Below are 18,471 nucleotides of genomic sequence, written 5' to 3'. Positions count from 1 at the left end.
CTTTGACCATGATGATCATTGATTTGAAAAATAATAATTTTGATAAAAATACTAAACTAAAATAAAAGCGCACACAAAATTTTTTCTTCAAATAGGACCTAAGAAGACATACCTATGTCCCCTGTCAACCTATTTCTGAACGCTCATCTAATAATTCAATATTTTTTTATACATTCTTAAATTGATATTAATCTATTGCAAAACTGTTTTATCTTTATTTCTATAAAAGAACATAACAATCGGACTTGCAATAAAAATAGATGAATAAGTACCAAAAACTATACCTATTAAAAGCGCTAAAGAAAAGCTTCGTAACGCTTCACCACCTAATACAAACATTGCCCCAACAGTCAAACCGGTAGAAATACTGGTCAACAGAGTACGGCGCATAGTCTGATTCAAACTTATATTAACTATATCATAAATCGAAGAGCGATTTAAAGTTTTTAAATTTTCTCGTATTTGAGAATAGATAACGATCGTGTCATTAATAGAGTAGCCTAATACGGCTAAAACAGCTGCAATAACATTAGTTGAAATTTCTCGGCCAAAGATCAAGAACACTGCCAGCATGATAAGCGCATCATGTATTAATGCTACAACAGAACCAACGGCAAAGCCAATCGACCAAAATCTAACAGCAATATATCCAAGCATTGCTAATAATGCATAAAAAATCGCCATTAACGACTTATAACGCAGCGTTTGTCCAACGCCAGCTCCAACAGCTTCATTTTCTAAAACTGTAATTTCATAATCTGGATGAGCTTTTTTTATTGCATCAACCATGCGTGCTGATAAGCCCTGCGGGTCATTAGAGAATTCTTTCACACGTACTAAATATTCGTCTTTTTCAAATTGACGTAAAACAGCATTTGGCCATTCTTCATTGAGAGCACTGTTGATATCTGAAGCTGTAGTATCTTTATTAAATTTAAGTAAAATCTGCGTTCCACCTGTAAAATCAACACTATAAGTAAACGCATAGCCTCGTGTTTGCATGCGATACACAAACAATACACCGGCTGCTAATAAAATGGTAAGTGAAACTATGGCACTCAATTTGCGATACTGCAAAATATTAATCATGAGACTCTCCGTCAACTAGACTTTTTAGTACAATGTAACTTCATAACAGAGTTTTATTCTACGACGCACTCAACGTTCTGTCCATTAAAATTTTATATATTTAAATAAACAACTATGAGTGTTGAATAACTGAAACGTATTTTCGGCCTTTATGACCATAATGAAACTTAATAAATCCTGGTGCTTTAGCAAAAAGCGTATGATCATTACCAAGACCTACAGATTTACCTGGATGAACTCTTGTACCGCGTTGACGTACGATAATTTCGCCACCTGTAACTTTTTGTCCATCAAAAAGTTTTACACCAAGTCTTTTACTTTGACTATCTCTTCCATTCTGGGTACTTCCACCCGATTTACTGGTTGCCACCGCAATTCCTTTACAGGTTATTTATTTTTATTTATTTAGTTTTCAAAAGAAATCTGAATACTGGATTTGTTTCTATATAGGGATACTATAGCCGAATCGTTAACAAAAGTCAAAAACCTTTCCACCTAAAAAAAACCCTCTTTAATATTTGACTATAGATCAGTTAGTAACATTAAAAAAACACCTATAATTACCTGTTTTTAATATTAAGGCAAAACCTTTAAGTCAATTAAAAGACAAGCAATTATTTACAAATAGAAAACTATTTTGTTATCTTTTAAGATAGAAGAGGGCGAAAGCCTTTATGTAATCTTTATTTAATTAATTAAAAACAAGGAGCTTACTATGAAAGCTTTTAATTTTACTCTAGCCTGTAAGCACTGCAAATGTGATTGCGGCGATGGATGCAAGGACAACTGTGGTTGTGATAAGCAAGAATGTACATCTTGTGGTAAATAGCCACGTTCCTGCCTAATACATTAGCAGATTCAGCTGGAGCTTGTCTCCGGCTGAATCTTACTTATTTAAATCTTTAAATCGAACACTTTCGATAAAAATTTAGCCCCACACGAAGCTATACCAAATAAAATAAAACAGGATAAAAAAAATGAAAAAAAAAGAAAAATCAAAACCAAAAAGTAGCTTAGGCCAGTGGCTTAATACACCTCATGAAGAGGAACCTAAAAACAAAAACAATACAACTAAACCTAAGCAAAAAAAAGCAAAAAAAACAACGGAATAGTTACTTTGTCACTTCTTTCCAATCAGCACCGATACGTGTTGTAACTTGCAATGGGACATCCCATAGCACAACATTTTCAAGCATATTGCTCGCAATCTGCCCTGCCTGTATTTCAAATCCTCTTTGCACACTCATCAACAATTCATCATGTATTTGCAACAGTATCTTTGCAGGAACTTGTTGCTCATTAAATGCTTGGGCCAGTTTCAACATACCAATTTTCATTATATCTGCAGCTGTTCCTTGAACTGCTGTATTGACCGCAACCCGCACCGCTTCTTGGTATAATCCATTATTAGATTCGTAAATACCGGGCAGATAACGACGACGTCCACACATTGTGGCAACATAACCAAGCTCTTTTGTTTGCTCTACCACTTGATCCATCCATGCACGAACGCCTGGATATTGTTCAAAATAAGTATCAATATATTGCTTTGCATCCTTAAAAGGAACTCCCAAATCTTTAGATAGTCCATAAGGAGTCATACCATACAAAACACTAAAATTTATACGCTTACCAATTTGGCGCTGTTGATGCGTAACTTCATCCGGCAAAACATTAAACAAACGAGCTGCAGTCTCCGCATGAATGTCAGCATTACGAGCAAATGCGCTTTTAAGGCTTTCATCTTGTGATAAGTGAGCCATTACGCGCAATTCAACCTGTGAATAATCTGCCGAAACAAAAACATCGCCTTCATTTGGCCTGAAAGCTGCACGAATTTCAATTCCATAACCATGCATATCTGCAGGGATATTTTGCAAATTAGGATCAGAACTGGACAAACGCCCTGTTGCTACCGCAGTTTGACTGAAACTTGTATGTATCTTATTTGTTTTAGGATTTATATAAGTAGGCAATGCATCAATATAGGTATTTTTTAATTTCGCCAATTCTCGATATTTTGAAATCATACCGGGAATTGGATGCAGTTTCGCCAAAATTTTAAGCACTTCACTATCAGTTGAAAAACTGCCTTTTGAGCTCTTTTTTTGTGGCGGCAAACCTAATTCATCAAACAACAACTGCTGCACTTGCTTTGGCGAATTAAGATTAATTCCGGCAAATTTATCGCCGGCTGCCTTAATAATATGATCTTCAATTTCTATTAAATCGGCATTCACTTTCTTGCCCAGTTGACTCAGTTTTTCAACGTCAACAACAACACCTTCCTGCTCCATTGAAATTAATATATCTTGCAATGGCTGCTCGATCTGCTCATAAAGCTCAATTAAATCTTCTTGCTTAAGTGCTTTATACAATACTTCTTGAAGCTTTAATGTTTGATGCGCATCGGCCGCTGCATATTGTGTTGCCAAGTCAAGGGGTACATATGAAAAATTACGATATTTATTATCTTTCACCACCTCTTGATAACTGAGCATAATTTCATCTAAATGAAACTCTGAAAGAGCTTTTAAACTTGCTTTTTGCCATGACTTATTAACCAATTTTGCTGCAACCATCGTATCGAAGGCAACACCTTTGAGCTCAACACCCGCTTGCCATAATACTGCAATATCAAATGCTGCATGATGCAAATATTTTTTATAATCAGGATTTTGTAAAATTGGCCCTAAAACATCAAACACCTGCTGTTGAGTAAGCTGCTCTTCATCAGTAGCATGACCAAATGGAACATACCAAGCATCTCCCACTTCAGTTGCAAATGAAATCCCTACAATTGGATCACTCATCGGTTTTATACCGGTTGTTTCTGTATCCAACGCAAAAGTTTTTTTTGTTTTTAATGCAGTAGCTAACTGTTGTAAATCAGCATCTGTTGTTACTTTTTTAAATTGATGATCAATTCGTTTTTTTTTGGTTTGTTGTGGACTATCTGCAGTTGTACCAAATAACAATTGTTGTTGCTCGCCAACATTACCTGGGACAGGAAGCCCATTTAAACTTTTGAGCAAACTCTTGAAATTCAGCTGGGCAAACAATGGCCGAGCATTTGCCCAATCGCTTGGATTAAATGCCACATCAGCAATGATTTTTTCACATGGATAATATTGCAATAAAAATAGGTCGCGACTTAAAAATGCATTATCTTTATTATTTTCTAAAGCTGTGCGCATACGAGGCTTTGGCACCTCATCAAGCCGACTATAGACATCTTCAAGAGAATCAAATTTTTGCACAAGTTCCAATGCGCCCTTTTTGCCAATACCACGTACTCCAGGAATATTATCAGAACTGTCACCCAATAATGAAAAATAGAATGGCAATCTAGCAACCGGAAAACCCATTTTTTCCTCAAATGAATTGACATCAAGCATAACATCTTTGAATGTATCGAAAATATAGGTTTTTTGATCCAACATTTGGCCCATATCCTTATCAGAAGTGATCAATACCACATCAAAACCCTGTTTTTTTGCATCACATGCCATAGAATACATGATATCATCAGCTTCAATGCCGGGCATTGCAATTTGCTTGAGCCCAATTAAATCAGCAAAAGTTTTGATATGTTCTTTTTGATCAAACAGATCACTTGGCGGCGCTTGACGCGTTGCTTTGTATTCATCAAACATATCATGACGTGTTGTTTTGCCGGGGGAATCCCAGGTTAAAGCAATATGCTCAGGCTTGAATTGATCTATCAATTTTTTGATCATACGTATAAAGCCATAAACCGCCTGAACCTGCTCTCCTGCTTTTGTATGCAACGGACGCAAGCCATAATAAGCTCGATACAAAAAAGAGCTTCCATCAATTAAAAATATGGTTTTTTTTGGATCAAATTTCTTCATTTTTTAGCGCTTTCTATAACAAGGATACTTTACCCCATTATACCATACAAAGCTCATTGTTCCCAATCTATGCCAATTTGCCCGGTAACACAATGTGATGCGCATAGGTAGGCGGCACATTAACAAACACTTTCACAGAATTGCTACGAAATTGCCCCCTGAAATCATGCATATACTGTAGTTTCTCTTGCAATACTGCAGCTTTTTGGCTGTTTATAAATAGTTTTTTTAATGGAGCAGACATATACTCCAAATAAGAGAACACAGCCCCCGGTGCAGCAAGATATTGAAAATGATTAAAAATGGTCTCAATATCTTCAATTGCCAAATTGGTCAATGGAATAGTAGAGATAATTACATCATATGTATAGCCTGGATTCCACTGTTCAATCGACATGCTATTAATATGAACATGAGCAAGATGACCGAATTTTTTGTGCAAGATTTGACACAATGCCGGATCAATTTCGATAATATCAAATCGATCTTCCGGTGTTAATTGAGCAATAATAACCTCGGTAATTGCACCGGTTCCTGCACCAACTTCTAAAATATTCCGTGCTCCAACCTTAAATGATAATGGACGCACCAACTCATTGGCTGCAGATCTCGATGTTGGCATAATAGCACCAATTTTTCTCATATCATGCATTGACTGTTTAAAAAAAAGATAATTGCCATAAAAATCATAGCCATATAACGATGTAACGCCTGACAATAAAATTGAAAATAAAAGCTGTCTTTTCATTGCGCCCTTAAGTAACTGTTTTTAATAAAAAATGATTTAACGTTGTTGCAATTGTAAGGGAACAACACAATTCGTCAAGAGCTTAACTTTTTTTACTTACTTATTTTAACATATTCACATGATGTACATAAGTTGGCGGCACATTAACTAAAACTGAAACTGTATCTGTTTTATGTTTATTCTTAAATGTATCGAACAATTGTTCTTTTTTTTGCATTTCAATTTTTTGCTCTTCTGTCGCAACCAACTGTTTTAATTGCATACCACCGATATACTCAAGATATGATATCACACCATTCGACTTTGCTAACTGCTCAAATTGATGTAATATCGGCTGAATTTGCTCAGAATTTAAATTAGTCAAAGGGACCGTGGAAATAATTACATCATATTGATAACCCGGATCCCATTGCTCAATCGGCACACAATGAATATCCAGTTGTTCATATGCACTAAATTTATCACGCAATAAATCGCATAATACATCATCCAATTCCAATACATCGAACTTATCTTCAGGCCGTAAATGCTCCGCGACAACTTCAGTTACCGGTCCGGTACCGGCACCAACTTCAAGAATATTGCGCGGGCCATCTTTTGCCAACATTGGTTGAATCAATTCAGTTGCTGCAATACGCGAAGTTGGCATAATTGAGCCGGTCTGCTTTGGTTGCCATAAAAAACGCCCAAAGAAAATACAATCGCCATAATAGAAATAACAATAGAACGTTATACTCATAACAAAAAAAATACATACTAAAGCAAATAAGCGCCATATTGACATGGTAATATCCTTTTTTTAAACATATATATACAAAAATAACGCATTTTGAAGTAACATGTATATATGTTCATTCAAGTTCGCTTACTCAAAGGCTTTCCACAACCATTACTGTATGAAGTCCCTGCAAATCTTACACAAAAAGATTTAACCGGCTCTATTGTGCGCGTTCCCATTCAAAAACGCATTGCGCAAGCTTTAGTGTTACGTACTTTTAACTATAAACCGAACAGCAATTTTGAAATTCGGCCCATTGAAGGTATTGAAAAACTTCCACATGATCCTCACTACATGCCGTTTATTCAACATCTAGCACAATACTACCAAACAGAACCAACCTATTATTTAAAACGCATACATCAATTTGTTGCACAAAAACCGATAAGCAACACTATGCAACCTGATGAACAAACAAAACAAATACAATCGGTTACTTTAACCGATGAACAACAAACTGCTTTTGACTTTGTACAACAAAAAATAACAGATCATGTTTTTACGCCCACGGTGATCCATGGAGTGACCGGGTCAGGAAAAACAGAAGTATATAAAAAATTGATTGAACATGCTTACGCACAAAATAAAACCACCCTTCTTTTACTGCCAGAAGTCACTTTAGCACTGCAGTTTGAACGTTTACTGAAAATACAATTTCCACAAGAAATTGTATTATTAAGTTTTCATTCAGCATCTGCCGCAAAAGATAAAAAAACGATTTGGCAACGCCTGCTCAATCGGCAACCGACAGTAATTATCGGTGTGCATGTACCGGTATTATTGCCATTACCAAATCTAGGATTGATCATTGTTGATGAAGAGCATGAAGTTGGTTATCAAGAAAAAAAACATCCAAAAACAAACACCAAAGAAGCTGCAATTATGCGCGCTAAACTACATAACATCCCTATTGTACTAGGCTCAGCAACGCCATCGGTCAGCACATTATACAACATTAAACAACGCGGATGGCATTTTTTTCAGCTCAAAAAACGATTTGCCGGTCATTTTCCCAAAATTAAAATCGTTACCTTAAATGATAAAAAACAACGACGCAACTTTTGGATCAGCCAAGATCTGCAGAATAGCATTAAAGATAGACTACACAAAAAAGAGCAAACAATTCTGTTTTTAAATCGTCGCGGACACAGCTTTTTTGTACAATGTAAATCGTGCAGCTTTATTTTTGAATGCAAAAACTGTTCGGTCAGCTTAACATTACATGAAAACAATAATTTACATTGTCATTATTGTGCATACTCTCGTGCATTGCCTGCTGAATGCCCTACTTGCCAAGCGCCGGAAAAAGATTTTATTAAAAAAGGTGTTGGTACACAAAAACTGGTTACTATAGTCCAAAAGTTGTTTCCTTACGCACGCATTGCACGAGCAGACATGGACACAAGCACCAAGAAGAAAGAATGGAAAGTAACTATGAATGACTTTAGTAATGGCGATATTGATATTTTAATTGGCACACAAACAATCACCAAGGGATACCATTTTCCTAAGGTGACTTTGGTTGGAATTATTTGGGCAGACTTGAATTTACATTTCCCTCGCTATAATGCGACTGAAACAACATTACAACAACTCATTCAAGTTGCCGGACGAGCGGGTCGACAAACAGATGAAAGCCTCGTCATTTTGCAAGCGATGGCAGAGCATCATGCATTTAGCTATATGAAAGAAATTGATTACTTACAGTTTTACAACGAAGAGATTGAAACACGCAAAGAAGTTAACTATCCACCATGCACACGATTGATTGAAATAGAAGTACGTGCACAAAGTGAACTTGCTGTAATAAAAGATGCGGATAAAATCATTGACCAACTGTTTATAACAAATGAAAACGACCAACTGGATGCAACTATTTTAGGTCCGGCAAAACCACCGGTTCACAAGATCAAAAACTGCTTTTCGCGCGTAATATACTTGAAAACTGACAACATGCATCACGCATATAGATTGTTCAATGCACTCAATAAAAAACAATATAAAAGTTCGATATACTTTACACCAAATCCATTATGATTCTTTCATCATTACAGAATCGACTCTCCTCTCTGTCATTCCTGCGCAGGCAGGAATCTATAGTAAATGAAATAAATTCATTAGAAAAAACTTTTATATAATTTACAACATCTATGTCATTTGATTCTGCAGACTTTTTTATGGATCCTTGTCTGTGCCTATGCATTTCCCACATTTTTTACAATATTTTAAATAATAATTTGAGACGAATTTAATTTTAAAGCTTGTTTTAGAAGAAATTACTTTCAAAATAATTATCATACAAAATAACAAAGCCTCTCTCCCCCTGTCATTCCTGCGAAGGCAGGAATCCATAAAAAACTTTTACGATTAAATAGCATAGAAATTACAAACTATATAAGGACAATTACAAGTAACAAAAAAGAATATTTTTTAAAGAATTTATTTCATTTACTATAGATTCCTGCCTACGCAGGAATGACAGGACGGAGAATTTAGCGCGAGTTAGGAAAGCGCGAGTTAGGAATATGAAAAAGTCTAAAACAAAAAGGTATATTTTTTAAGAATAAAATGTGGGTGAATACACAGGCCTGCACAGAGGTGACAAAATATAATAAACAATCTTTTATGGATTCCTGCCTCCGCAGGAATGACAAAGAAAGGCAATCTTCCACTAAGAAAAGAATATAAAAGAGCAAGGATATAGAATTCGCTCATGAGACAATTAATTTAAATGGTAATAAAGGTCTATCCAGTCAGGATTTGACTCCTCAATCAAGCGAATCTTCCAAGCACGCTTCCAACGTTTTAACATTTTTTCATGCAAAAGCGCTTCACTGATATAACGGTATTCTTTAGCATAGACTAACTCATTAATACCATATTTAGATGTAAATCCAGGAACAAGTTTGTGCTTGTGTTCATAAATTCTACGCGCTATGTCATTTGTAACGCCGATATATAAAGTCCCATATTTTTTAGAACACAAAATGTAAACGTAGTATTGATGCATAGCAAAACTTTAGCTTATGATTCTTTCATCATTACAGAATCGACTCTAAAAAAGTACTTCCTATAGTGACGCAACTCTGCAATAGATTCACGAATATCAGAAAGAGCTCTATGTGTTTTTGCTTTTTCAAATTTAGTATAAGGATCTTTTGGATACCATTGATTAACCAATACTTTCACCGAACTGACATCAACAATACGATAATTCAAGAAATTGGTAATGCGCGGCATATATTTTCTTAAAAAAAGAGCATCCTGCCAAACGGTATTACCCGCAAGAACACCCGCTTCTTTTTTGCAATATTCTTGAATAAACTCAAATGTTTGTTTTTCAGCCTCATCCAATGAAACCACAGAAGAACGGACATCTTCTGTTAATCCGGATTTTTTGTGCATGTCTCGCACAAGTGGAATCATCGCATTCAAATGTTTATCTGATTGATGAATCACCAATTCAGGACCTTCAGCGATGATATTAAGGTCAACATCAGTAATAATCGTTGCTATTTCAAGTAATACATCCTTTTGTATTTCAAGACCGGTCATTTCGCAATCAATCCAAATGAACCGATTTACCTTTACTGCTTTTTTCATTTATAGTTCCAATTCAAACATAGACTCATCGTCACTTTGACTTTCATCTTGATCCGATTCTGTCTCTTCTTTAAGCTTTTCTTTTTCAGTTTTTTTCTTTCTTATCAATTCTAAACTACTACGCATAGCCTCAAGAGACCATTCACCTTTATAACTCCCTATAGAGTTGCTAAACAACTCAGGAGAAGAATTTTCTTGATCGCTTTCACTACCGTGCCTAAGGGATATTCCCAAATTTTTATTACTCATTTCTATAGGAACAGAAGGAGATTTGGACAATGTTAATGAATCTGAAGCACTTATCACCATATGAACAAAACTACATATAAAAATAATCAGTAATGTCATGCAATATACTCCTTGTGTCCTTGACGACTTATTAAAAAAACGAATATTCACAAAAAAACAATGTTTTTCTCTGAATATACTAATATAACACAGTTTTAGCTTTTTTTCTTGCAGTTGTATAGAGTTTTGAGTACGATCATGTTCTAGATGCAATAAAGCGACTGTTTTCAAAAAAAGGATGGTATGCATAAGCTACGTGTTGGTGTTTTAATGGGTGGTAAATCAATCGAAAATGAGGTCTCTTTTAACTCAGGACGCACTGTATGCGATCATTTAGATGCACACCGCTATGATATAATCCCTTTATTTCAAACAACTTCAGGCCAACTTTTTTTGCTTCCTTGGCACTTTTTACATCGTGGAAAAATAACAGATTTTGTACATCGCCTAAAAAACGAAGCTCAATCAATCGTTTGGGATGACCTAAAAAAATGTGTCGATTTTATATTTATTGCAATGCATGGACAGTTTGCAGAAGATGGCCGACTACAAGGTTTTTTAGAAATTCTAGACATTCCCTATCTAGGATCTAATGTTTTTGCAAGTGCACTATGTATGGATAAAATAATTCAAAAAAAAATACTTCACCAAAACGGCATAACCGTCCCCCGCGGCATCAACATCTATCCATTAGAGATTGCAGCAATTAAAACTAAAAACAACATGAATGCAATAATGACAAAGCTAGAAGAAAACAACCTCAATTTCCCATTAATTATAAAACCGTGCTATGAAGGATCTAGCCTAGGAGTGCATATTGTATTTGATAGCAATACATTACAAAATGCCCTTATTAATGCTTGCTATATCGCTCACAAACCACAACCGGTGCTCATTGAAGAAAAAATAGAGGGCATGGAATTCTCATGCATTAGTTTGACCGATTATAAAACCAATACCATCATGCCATTAATGCCAACAGAAATTGTTCCTGAAGCCAATTCTCATTTCTTTTGCTATGACCAAAAATATATGCCGGGCCGTGCATCAAAGTTTACCCCCGCACGTTGCAATGATGAACAAATCAACCTAATACAGCAAATCTGCGTCAAAACTGCACAGATTTTAGAAATCACCAACATTGCACGCATTGATGGATTTCTAACAAAAGACAATCAAGTTATTATCGTTGACCCAAACAGTCTATCGGGGATGGGACCTGCAAGCTTTCTTTTTCGTGAAGCAGCCGAATCCCACTTAAGCCATACAGATGTCATAAATCATTTGATTGAAACCGAACTGCAATCATATGGAATGCTTGAACCATTACTCAAACAAGAAAAAAAAGAAGAAGACAAAATGCCTCTACAAAAAACACGGATAGCTGTTCTTTTGGGCGGACGATCTAATGAACGTGAAATTTCACTCGAATCCGGACGTAACATCGCCTATAAACTTTCGCCTACAAAGTATGAAGTGACAACTATTTTTGTTTCCAGCAAACTTGAACTGTTTCCTATCGGCCCAAAACTCCTCATTCGTAATTCAACAAAAGAGATAGAAAATCTATTAAATCATGATACAAAAATTAAATGGGCAGATTTGCCTGCTATTGCAGATTTTGTATTTATTGGACTACATGGAGGCGAAGGAGAAAATGGCTCAGTGCAAGGCGCTTTAGAAATGCTTGGTATTCCTTATAATGGCTCTGCTGTTTTGACCAGCGCACTGTGTATGGATAAATATAAAACATGTAACCTCCTCCATGCACAAGGATTCAATGTTCCAAAAAATCTGTTGGTTGAAAAAAACGACTTTTTAAATCAACGAGAGGAAATTATAAAAAATATTACCAATACAGTTCCGCTGCCGGTTATTATCAAACCGCACGATGACGGATGCAGCATGATGGTGCAAAAAGCAAAAAACAAAGATGAAATTGTTCATGCATTACAAAATTTATTTTTCCATAAAAAAAGATATGCACTGATAGAAGAATGCATAACAGGCATGGAATTGACCGTTGGTTGCATTGGCAATGAAAAAGCACAAGCATTACCACCAAGCCAGGCCTTGAGCTCTGCTGATATTTTATCAATCGAAGAAAAATTCTTGCCCGGTGCAGGAGAAAATCAAACACCCGCTCCATTACCAAAAAAAACACTACAGTTCATACAACATGAAATTGAATCAATATATGCAACTTTAAATTGTAAGGGCTATGCGCGCATCGACTGTTTTTACCAAAATGAAATAGAAAGCCCTACAAAAAAACAACGTATTGTCTTTATTGAAGCAAACACATTACCTGGCATGACACCTGCTACTGTACTATTTCATCAAGCCGCTGAATTAGGAATACAGCCTATGGATTTCATCGATACAATTGTTACGCTCGGCATAAAAGAACATACTCAACAAAAACCTGCTGAAAACTTTCAGAAAAGCAAAATGTTAAGACCCTAAACTTTCTTTTAATCTAGGACTATTATGTTCTCCTGTATCATCATTTGGAAGAAGCTCATCTACTCCTGGAGCAACATCATCTTCCGGCCGCGCTACAGTTCCTTCGCCTGATAATTCAGCATCAGAATCATACTTGATCGGCAAATGCCGATTTTCATCAGAATACTCTTTTAAAGCCTTTTTCTTTAATTCTTCGGTTCTTAAATAATAAATAGCTGTAACATTTGAGGCCTGTTTTTTTACTTCAGGAATTGTAGCATACTGAGCAAGATCAAGATATAATGGCAACGCTTCACTCCAATTTGCTTTAAGACCATGTCCGCCCAACTCTAATATACGAGCCAAATTAAATTTTCCCCATTCACGTGAACCAATACTATCGAATTGATCAATTACTTTACGATAATATTCCGCAGCTTTCGCATAATCTTTTTGTACTCCTGCAAGCCCCTGATGATACACTTTTGCGATACCATAGTTTGCTCGCGCTTGCGCCCTTTTATTTACTTCTTGATCTATAGCCTTTTGATACCAATATAATGCATTTTGCGCATCAGCCTTGTTGACACCATGCCCTAATGCATATTTTCTCCCGACTTCAACATGAGCTAATGCTCGATCTTTTGGCAATACATTAGGATTATTTGCATACAATACCGTTTGAACAAATAACCTTCGGTTTGGCTGCTGCATCCCACTCGTTGATCCTATCGTCACAAACGACGGATCATGCTCTGAATGCAAAATAAAATAACGAATTTCATCTATTAATTTCTTACTCTGTGGATCTTCCACTCTTTTTGTAAGCGGACCAACCGAATCTTGACCAAAGACTAAATTATTCAGTTGATATGCATCATAATATATTACATGCTGATTATCTGATTTCACACGCGCAACAATAGAAGCTAATCCTTTTTGATCATTTTCTTTTATATGTTTTTTAAACACAATATCCAAAATTGGCTCTTCACGATCTAAATTAAGATGACTCACAACCTTACCACGCACAATCATTGGCTTCTCATGATCACCGTGATCGGCAGAAAATATGCATTGAAATATCAATAAACATATGAAGATACTTTTTTTCATACAAATAACCTCCGGAAAGTCGATACAGTTCGATAACTTTTATTTCAATAGAATAGCATAAAACAAACTACTAAATAAAGATAAAACAACAGATAGACGATACAGTCAAAACAAAAGTTAATGCAGTTTTTTATTTTCTTTCTTGTATGAACTTTTTTTCTAAAGCATCTGATGCCCGCACAATACGTCGATACCACTGAAGTCTTGTATCAATCCTTTCTGCTTGCGTAAGTTGCCAATCAATATCCGATGCACGCAACCGCTTTGTCAACTCATACAAACATAATGCAACACTCACCGAAACATTATAACTTTCGGTAAAACCAAACATTGGAATCTTCACAAATGCATCTGCGTTATCCGTAGTAAACTGGCTAATACCGGTCAATTCTGTCCCAAAAACAAGAGCGGTTTTTTGATCGATCGGAAGTTCGCTAATATACAATGCCTTTGCATGTGGCGTTGTTGCCACAATACGATAACCATTTTTTTTAAGCTGGACAAACGAATCTTCGATTGACGGATTGCTGTGAATGTTCATCCAATAGGCTGAACCTCGCGCTACACCCTGATTTACTTTGAATCGATATTTATCCTGTACGCAATAAATATCCTGAACCCCAAAGCACTCAGTTGATCGAACAATAGCGCTTGCATTATGAGGCTGAAAAACATCCTCCAGAGCAACTGTTAGATGTTGTGTCCTCAATGCAAGAATAATATCTATTTTTTCTTTTTTTTCAGGAGTTACATACTCACCCAAATAGTCAACAAGTTCTTTTTTTGTTTGCTCATTCATTTTTGGTTCACATAGTAATGAGATTAGGTAATCCTATGAGCTTAACCCACGCCCATAATTGTGCAAGTTTAATATGGCGACATAAACCTGTATACGATAAACATCGAGATTACATTGCTCACAAAAGCGATGCTCACATATTTTTGTACAGGTAACGAATAAAAAGATGAAAGTATACAAAAAAACAACGCCTGCAAAGCAGTATATATCATTGCAAGCAAAAAAGTGGTGGCCAATGGGTGAATTAAAAACGGCTGTTCATTTTCTACAAAAGTTATGCCAAGCATTTTATCAAGCACACCATGCACAAACAAAGTAAAAAGAATAAGAGCAAAAAATTGAGAAAAAAAAGCATAGAGTACTGCCGGAATAACGCGTACTCTTGACACAACCAACAATATGAGCAACATAACCAACATATTTATCAAGGGCTGTGCTCGCGCAAAGGTAACGGCCCAAACCCACTGCGTAATTAAGAATTGCCCAAAAGAATTAACTAACTTCATAATTCCTAAACCTTTTTATCTACATCCTACAGATATGAAGCAAGAAATGAAATAATTCCCAATTTCAACAAACTGGAAATGCTATTACTTGCTGCAACCAATGCAACAAAAGTTGTCGACGATAATCCTCGAGGAATTGCAATAATGGTTGTTTGCACTAAGCTGACACTCACAAAAAACAGTATGGTTGCGGGTAAATTCATATGCTCTATCAATGATGAAGATGTAAATGTTGGACAAATACATTCTAAGCATTGTGCAATGGTTGCCGTCCAACAAAACATACGCGCCAATAAAGCATAAAAACCAAAAACAATAATAACTGAAATGATTATCTTGATCAGCAACACTTGAAATGTGCGCAGATATGAAATCGATGGCTGCACAATTGAAAATAAACCTGTCATTATAGCTGCATTAGCTAAACAATACAGAGCTAAAACAACTATATTCATAAAGAGTATAACTGAAATCATTACTCATTTTCCTATTTTTTATTGTATTAATTTTTTATATAAGCGCTTAAATGCTTTTGGCCGAGGATGTTGTTGTATGAATTCCTTAATTTTTTCTGCTGCTTCTTTTGGTGATAACTGTAATGTATCAACCATCAGATCATATTCACCATGCTTATGCACCGTATCATAATAAGCACGCGCATGCCCTTCAGGTGAAGTCCCACGTTTTTTTTCACGTTTTTGCACAATATCTATAGGAGCCTTTACTCCAACGAAATATACTCGATATCCATACAATGCATCAACCAAATCCGGCAACCATTTCTGATCATAAAGAATGTAATCAACAATTAGACTGTTTTTTTCATCAGCCATTGTTGCAAATGCACGATGCATACCACGAATCAATTTACGACATGCCGGTCCAAATTCAAGTTTAAAAATTTTTCCCTGTTCATTAGTATCGTAATAACCATGCATACCCTGAATACCATTTTTTGGACGATCTTTCTTTAGAAACTCTCCGGTCATACATTTTTCTGGCAAAGTCCCAATGAGCATATTATCAACACCCAAAGACAAATAAGGCTCATCCATAATTTCTTGTAATTCTTTTTGAATCGATGTTTTACCCACAGATGGAACACCATTTAAGATAATAATAGTGCCATGAGCAATAGGATTTGCCAAACATGGCTCATTTGCTCTATTTGTTTGCGGCGTATATAAAAACACAAAGGTTATAATAATAACTGAAAGAACGAAAAAAACTATTTTTTTACGCACAACAAACTCCTTTTTGAACATAGCACATAGCGGACTTGTAACAGTCTACTCAAGATTGAAATGCAAATCTATAAAAATTAACTTTCATCATTTCCATTATTTTTTCTGCACCGACGCCCTGCCTTTTGTTCTCCAACAAGATCCTTTTCATGCCTACATTTTTCATGATATATATGACACAAATCAAGCCAACTAATTTCCTCTTCTGTTTTAAAGTAAGTCATGGAAGGAAGGGATCGATAAACAGAAGAACGCGGCAATACATATGGACGCAATTGAGAAGCAGCTCTTGGCTTTTTTCTTACTGTTCCTGCCGAAGAACTCGAAAAATGAGAATAGGCATTGATAACCGGAGCTGAAACAGTCCGTGATAACCTTCTTATTATAGATTCTGAGCTGATCGATAATTTTGGTTTTTTTTCAACAGATCCAAATGGATCAGCTAACATTACTCCTGCAACTTTTTGTACCGAAAATACAGACTTGCCTCCTAAAACCGTTTCTCCAAGAAACTTTAATTCCAATTGTTCATGGGCACATATATTTACACAAACCGCATCCCATAAACCCAATTGATCCGGGGTATCATCAACAATAGAAACTCTATTTTGACTAAAATAAAATCCTCCCCAACGAGTAATAATAAACCCGGGGACTTTATTTTTATCGATGCAAAAAAGCAACCCTTTATTAATGTAAATGCCACATTGCTCAAGAGGCACAAAACTTTCTTGTTGATCGTCAGTATAATAAAAAGAGGTTTCTGTCTTGTGCCTAATCTGTTCAATGACTTCAAATACTATAGAACGAATCTGATGAGCCGCCTGTACTTCTTGAAGGTGTTGCTCTGTATACTGATGCGCAGCAGCAACTAAATTACATGAATAACATATTAAAATAATCAACAAACTATTTTTGCTGTTTGATATAAAATTTCTTTGCATCATGCCACTCTTTCTTTTTGTTATATAATCTATGCTCGCTTAGCCTTAATGTTTTACTTCGGGCTTTCTTTGCTTTACTTTGTTGATTTCTGAAATGTACCTTACCTAAAGGATTTCTTAACTCTTTATTATCAAACGATTTAACTATATAGATAGGTTTATGATCAGGAGTAAATCCACAAATATTCAATTTCAGTTTTTGTTTTTCATCTTTACATTTTTCATGTAATTTAAAAATAATATCCCTCAAAACTTTAAAAATTTGCATGTTATACATATCGCCGGCCTGATCTGACCTAAGCATATAATCTATCCTTTCATATTTTTTTTCAGCTCAGCAACATCGTGCACCATCACATCAATAAAAACCGGCCAAATCGTAATATGAACTACATTTAAAATAAGATCATCAATTATTTCCGGTGCATACCCCCTAGTACACCTATCCTTTGCAAAATGCCATGCACCCCATTTGGTCACAAGACATCCAAACATGCCATTCTCTTCTTTTAGCAACAACCCTCTATCAATCTTAGGGACACATCTGTCTAAATAATCTATCTTAGGAGCAATGGACCGCTCGTCTGGCACTATTAATTGAATAGATGAAATTGCATGAGCCAATGCATCATTTACTAAATCCTGAGTTTTGAAAAAAAAACCTGCTATCTTTTGCGCTGTACAAAAATCTGCATAATCTTCTTCATTCATATATTGTGGTTTTTTTATATCTGCTGCTTTTATACTCAATGCTAAAAAAACCAAAAATAATACTATTTTATACATTTTTCACCCTTCACCTGCCTAGTCGAACTGCATCTTATCAGATTGTAACTTCAACCTGTAAGTTGTTACAATATATACCAAAAAATCCTATTTAAGCCCTTTATATCCATCTGTTTTTATCCATACCAAAAAAATGTGGACATAATGCAAATTAAATTATGTCCACATTTAAATTCTATTATAATGAAAACACACCTGGTCGCCCCTGTAAGTTATCACTTGTTAATCAAACTATTGCATTTCACCCTTC

General features: G+C 35.6%; 19 protein-coding genes. 3 read left to right on the top strand and 16 right to left on the bottom strand.

Annotated elements, in window-relative coordinates; translation table 11 throughout:
- Positions 1–192: 192 nt before the first annotated feature.
- Together secF and rpmA are read right to left on the bottom strand one after the other, a co-directional pair.
- Entirely contained in the window at positions 193–1,089 is an 897-nt protein-coding gene (gene secF / locus WD055_00665) for a protein translocase subunit SecF (GenBank protein MEX0848723.1), read from the bottom strand.
- 112 nt (positions 1,090–1,201) lie between these two features.
- Complete coding sequence (gene rpmA / locus WD055_00660; protein ID MEX0848722.1) at positions 1,202–1,459, bottom strand: 50S ribosomal protein L27; 258 nt, start codon at positions 1,457–1,459, stop codon at positions 1,202–1,204.
- Positions 1,460–2,066: 607 nt separating this feature from the next.
- Between rpmA and WD055_00655 the strand changes: the two genes are divergently transcribed.
- Positions 2,067–2,201, top strand: coding sequence for a hypothetical protein (locus WD055_00655; protein MEX0848721.1), 135 nt, complete (start codon positions 2,067–2,069; stop codon positions 2,199–2,201).
- Here the strand turns inward: WD055_00655 and polA are convergent, their stop codons facing one another.
- From polA to WD055_00640, 3 genes are all read right to left on the bottom strand, one after another.
- On the bottom strand, positions 2,202–4,964 hold the full coding sequence (polA, locus tag WD055_00650) for a DNA polymerase I (GenBank protein ID MEX0848720.1): 2,763 nt from the start codon (positions 4,962–4,964) through the stop codon (positions 2,202–2,204).
- Positions 4,965–5,031: 67 nt separating this feature from the next.
- Positions 5,032–5,712, bottom strand: a complete 681-nt coding sequence (locus tag WD055_00645; protein MEX0848719.1) for a methyltransferase — start codon at positions 5,710–5,712, stop codon at positions 5,032–5,034.
- A gap of 100 nt (positions 5,713–5,812) precedes the next feature.
- Entirely contained in the window at positions 5,813–6,496 is a 684-nt protein-coding gene (locus tag WD055_00640) for a methyltransferase (protein MEX0848718.1), read from the bottom strand.
- A gap of 63 nt (positions 6,497–6,559) precedes the next feature.
- Here WD055_00640 and priA point away from each other — a divergent pair, with 63 nt between their 5' ends.
- Positions 6,560–8,527 carry a primosomal protein N' gene (gene priA, locus WD055_00635; protein MEX0848717.1) on the top strand — a complete coding sequence of 656 codons (1,968 nt, stop codon included), beginning with the start codon at positions 6,560–6,562 and terminating at the stop codon, positions 8,525–8,527.
- A 685-nt stretch (positions 8,528–9,212) separates the two neighbouring features.
- On the opposite strand, the gene WD055_00630 is transcribed toward priA, so the two are convergent.
- From WD055_00630 to WD055_00620, 3 genes are read right to left on the bottom strand one after another with little or no spacing between them, the layout of a single operon-like run.
- Positions 9,213–9,500, bottom strand: coding sequence for a GIY-YIG nuclease family protein (locus tag WD055_00630; GenBank protein ID MEX0848716.1), 288 nt, complete (start codon positions 9,498–9,500; stop codon positions 9,213–9,215).
- Between the two features lie 14 nt (positions 9,501–9,514).
- Complete coding sequence (orn, locus tag WD055_00625; protein MEX0848715.1) at positions 9,515–10,093, bottom strand: oligoribonuclease; 579 nt, start codon at positions 10,091–10,093, stop codon at positions 9,515–9,517.
- Positions 10,094–10,441 carry a hypothetical protein gene (locus tag WD055_00620; protein MEX0848714.1) on the bottom strand — a complete coding sequence of 116 codons (348 nt, stop codon included), beginning with the start codon at positions 10,439–10,441 and terminating at the stop codon, positions 10,094–10,096.
- 183 nt (positions 10,442–10,624) lie between these two features.
- Here WD055_00620 and WD055_00615 point away from each other — a divergent pair, with 183 nt between their 5' ends.
- A complete protein-coding gene (locus tag WD055_00615; GenBank protein MEX0848713.1) occupies positions 10,625–12,847 on the top strand; it encodes an ATP-grasp domain-containing protein in 2,223 nt (740 codons plus the stop codon).
- On the opposite strand, the gene WD055_00610 is transcribed toward WD055_00615, so the two are convergent.
- The 8 genes from WD055_00610 to WD055_00575 all read right to left on the bottom strand — a co-directional run bounded on the left by WD055_00610 (position 12,836) and on the right by WD055_00575 (position 18,221).
- A complete protein-coding gene (locus tag WD055_00610) occupies positions 12,836–13,942 on the bottom strand; it encodes a DUF5092 domain-containing protein (protein MEX0848712.1) in 1,107 nt (368 codons plus the stop codon). The two genes, WD055_00615 and WD055_00610, sit on opposite strands and share 12 nt — an antisense overlap.
- A gap of 130 nt (positions 13,943–14,072) precedes the next feature.
- Positions 14,073–14,741, bottom strand: a complete 669-nt coding sequence (locus WD055_00605) for an RNA methyltransferase (protein MEX0848711.1) — start codon at positions 14,739–14,741, stop codon at positions 14,073–14,075.
- A gap of 68 nt (positions 14,742–14,809) precedes the next feature.
- Positions 14,810–15,247 carry a hypothetical protein gene (locus WD055_00600; protein MEX0848710.1) on the bottom strand — a complete coding sequence of 146 codons (438 nt, stop codon included), beginning with the start codon at positions 15,245–15,247 and terminating at the stop codon, positions 14,810–14,812.
- A 26-nt stretch (positions 15,248–15,273) separates the two neighbouring features.
- A complete protein-coding gene (locus WD055_00595) occupies positions 15,274–15,702 on the bottom strand; it encodes a hypothetical protein (protein ID MEX0848709.1) in 429 nt (142 codons plus the stop codon).
- A gap of 39 nt (positions 15,703–15,741) precedes the next feature.
- On the bottom strand, positions 15,742–16,491 hold the full coding sequence (locus tag WD055_00590; protein ID MEX0848708.1) for a hypothetical protein: 750 nt from the start codon (positions 16,489–16,491) through the stop codon (positions 15,742–15,744).
- Positions 16,492–16,568: 77 nt separating this feature from the next.
- The gene (locus WD055_00585) at positions 16,569–17,438 is read right to left on the bottom strand and encodes a hypothetical protein (GenBank protein MEX0848707.1); all 870 of its coding nucleotides are present in this window, start codon (positions 17,436–17,438) and stop codon (positions 16,569–16,571) included.
- Positions 17,401–17,739: a hypothetical protein gene (locus WD055_00580; protein MEX0848706.1), complete on the bottom strand. Its 339-nt coding sequence runs from the start codon at positions 17,737–17,739 to the stop codon at positions 17,401–17,403. Before WD055_00580 ends, WD055_00585 begins: the two co-directional genes overlap by 38 nt.
- 5 nt (positions 17,740–17,744) lie before the next feature.
- A complete protein-coding gene (locus WD055_00575; GenBank protein MEX0848705.1) occupies positions 17,745–18,221 on the bottom strand; it encodes a hypothetical protein in 477 nt (158 codons plus the stop codon).
- Positions 18,222–18,471: the final 250 nt, after the last annotated feature.

Source organism: Candidatus Dependentiae bacterium (assembly GCA_040878395.1).
Taxonomy (GTDB): Bacteria; Babelota; Babeliae; order Babelales; family Vermiphilaceae; genus JAKBEL01.
This window is presented reverse-complemented; position numbering and strand designations above follow the sequence as displayed.

Excerpts from the sequence above, each read along its gene's own strand:
- secF (MEX0848723.1), bottom strand. The coding sequence starts at position 1,089 with ATGATTAATATTTTGCAGTATCGCAAATTGAGTGCCATAGTTTCACTT.
- WD055_00655 (MEX0848721.1), top strand. The coding sequence starts at position 2,067 with ATGAAAAAAAAAGAAAAATCAAAACCAAAAAGTAGCTTAGGCCAGTGG.
- polA (MEX0848720.1), bottom strand. The coding sequence starts at position 4,964 with ATGAAGAAATTTGATCCAAAAAAAACCATATTTTTAATTGATGGAAGC.
- WD055_00645 (MEX0848719.1), bottom strand. The coding sequence starts at position 5,712 with ATGAAAAGACAGCTTTTATTTTCAATTTTATTGTCAGGCGTTACATCG.
- WD055_00640 (MEX0848718.1), bottom strand. The coding sequence starts at position 6,496 with ATGTCAATATGGCGCTTATTTGCTTTAGTATGTATTTTTTTTGTTATG.
- priA (MEX0848717.1), top strand. The coding sequence starts at position 6,560 with ATGTTCATTCAAGTTCGCTTACTCAAAGGCTTTCCACAACCATTACTG.
- WD055_00630 (MEX0848716.1), bottom strand. The coding sequence starts at position 9,500 with ATGCATCAATACTACGTTTACATTTTGTGTTCTAAAAAATATGGGACT.
- orn (MEX0848715.1), bottom strand. The coding sequence starts at position 10,093 with ATGAAAAAAGCAGTAAAGGTAAATCGGTTCATTTGGATTGATTGCGAA.
- WD055_00620 (MEX0848714.1), bottom strand. The coding sequence starts at position 10,441 with ATGACATTACTGATTATTTTTATATGTAGTTTTGTTCATATGGTGATA.
- WD055_00615 (MEX0848713.1), top strand. The coding sequence starts at position 10,625 with ATGCATAAGCTACGTGTTGGTGTTTTAATGGGTGGTAAATCAATCGAA.
- WD055_00610 (MEX0848712.1), bottom strand. The coding sequence starts at position 13,942 with ATGAAAAAAAGTATCTTCATATGTTTATTGATATTTCAATGCATATTT.
- WD055_00605 (MEX0848711.1), bottom strand. The coding sequence starts at position 14,741 with ATGAATGAGCAAACAAAAAAAGAACTTGTTGACTATTTGGGTGAGTAT.
- WD055_00600 (MEX0848710.1), bottom strand. The coding sequence starts at position 15,247 with ATGAAGTTAGTTAATTCTTTTGGGCAATTCTTAATTACGCAGTGGGTT.
- WD055_00595 (MEX0848709.1), bottom strand. The coding sequence starts at position 15,702 with ATGAATATAGTTGTTTTAGCTCTGTATTGTTTAGCTAATGCAGCTATA.
- WD055_00585 (MEX0848707.1), bottom strand. The coding sequence starts at position 17,438 with ATGATGCAAAGAAATTTTATATCAAACAGCAAAAATAGTTTGTTGATT.
- WD055_00580 (MEX0848706.1), bottom strand. The coding sequence starts at position 17,739 with ATGCTTAGGTCAGATCAGGCCGGCGATATGTATAACATGCAAATTTTT.
- WD055_00575 (MEX0848705.1), bottom strand. The coding sequence starts at position 18,221 with ATGTATAAAATAGTATTATTTTTGGTTTTTTTAGCATTGAGTATAAAA.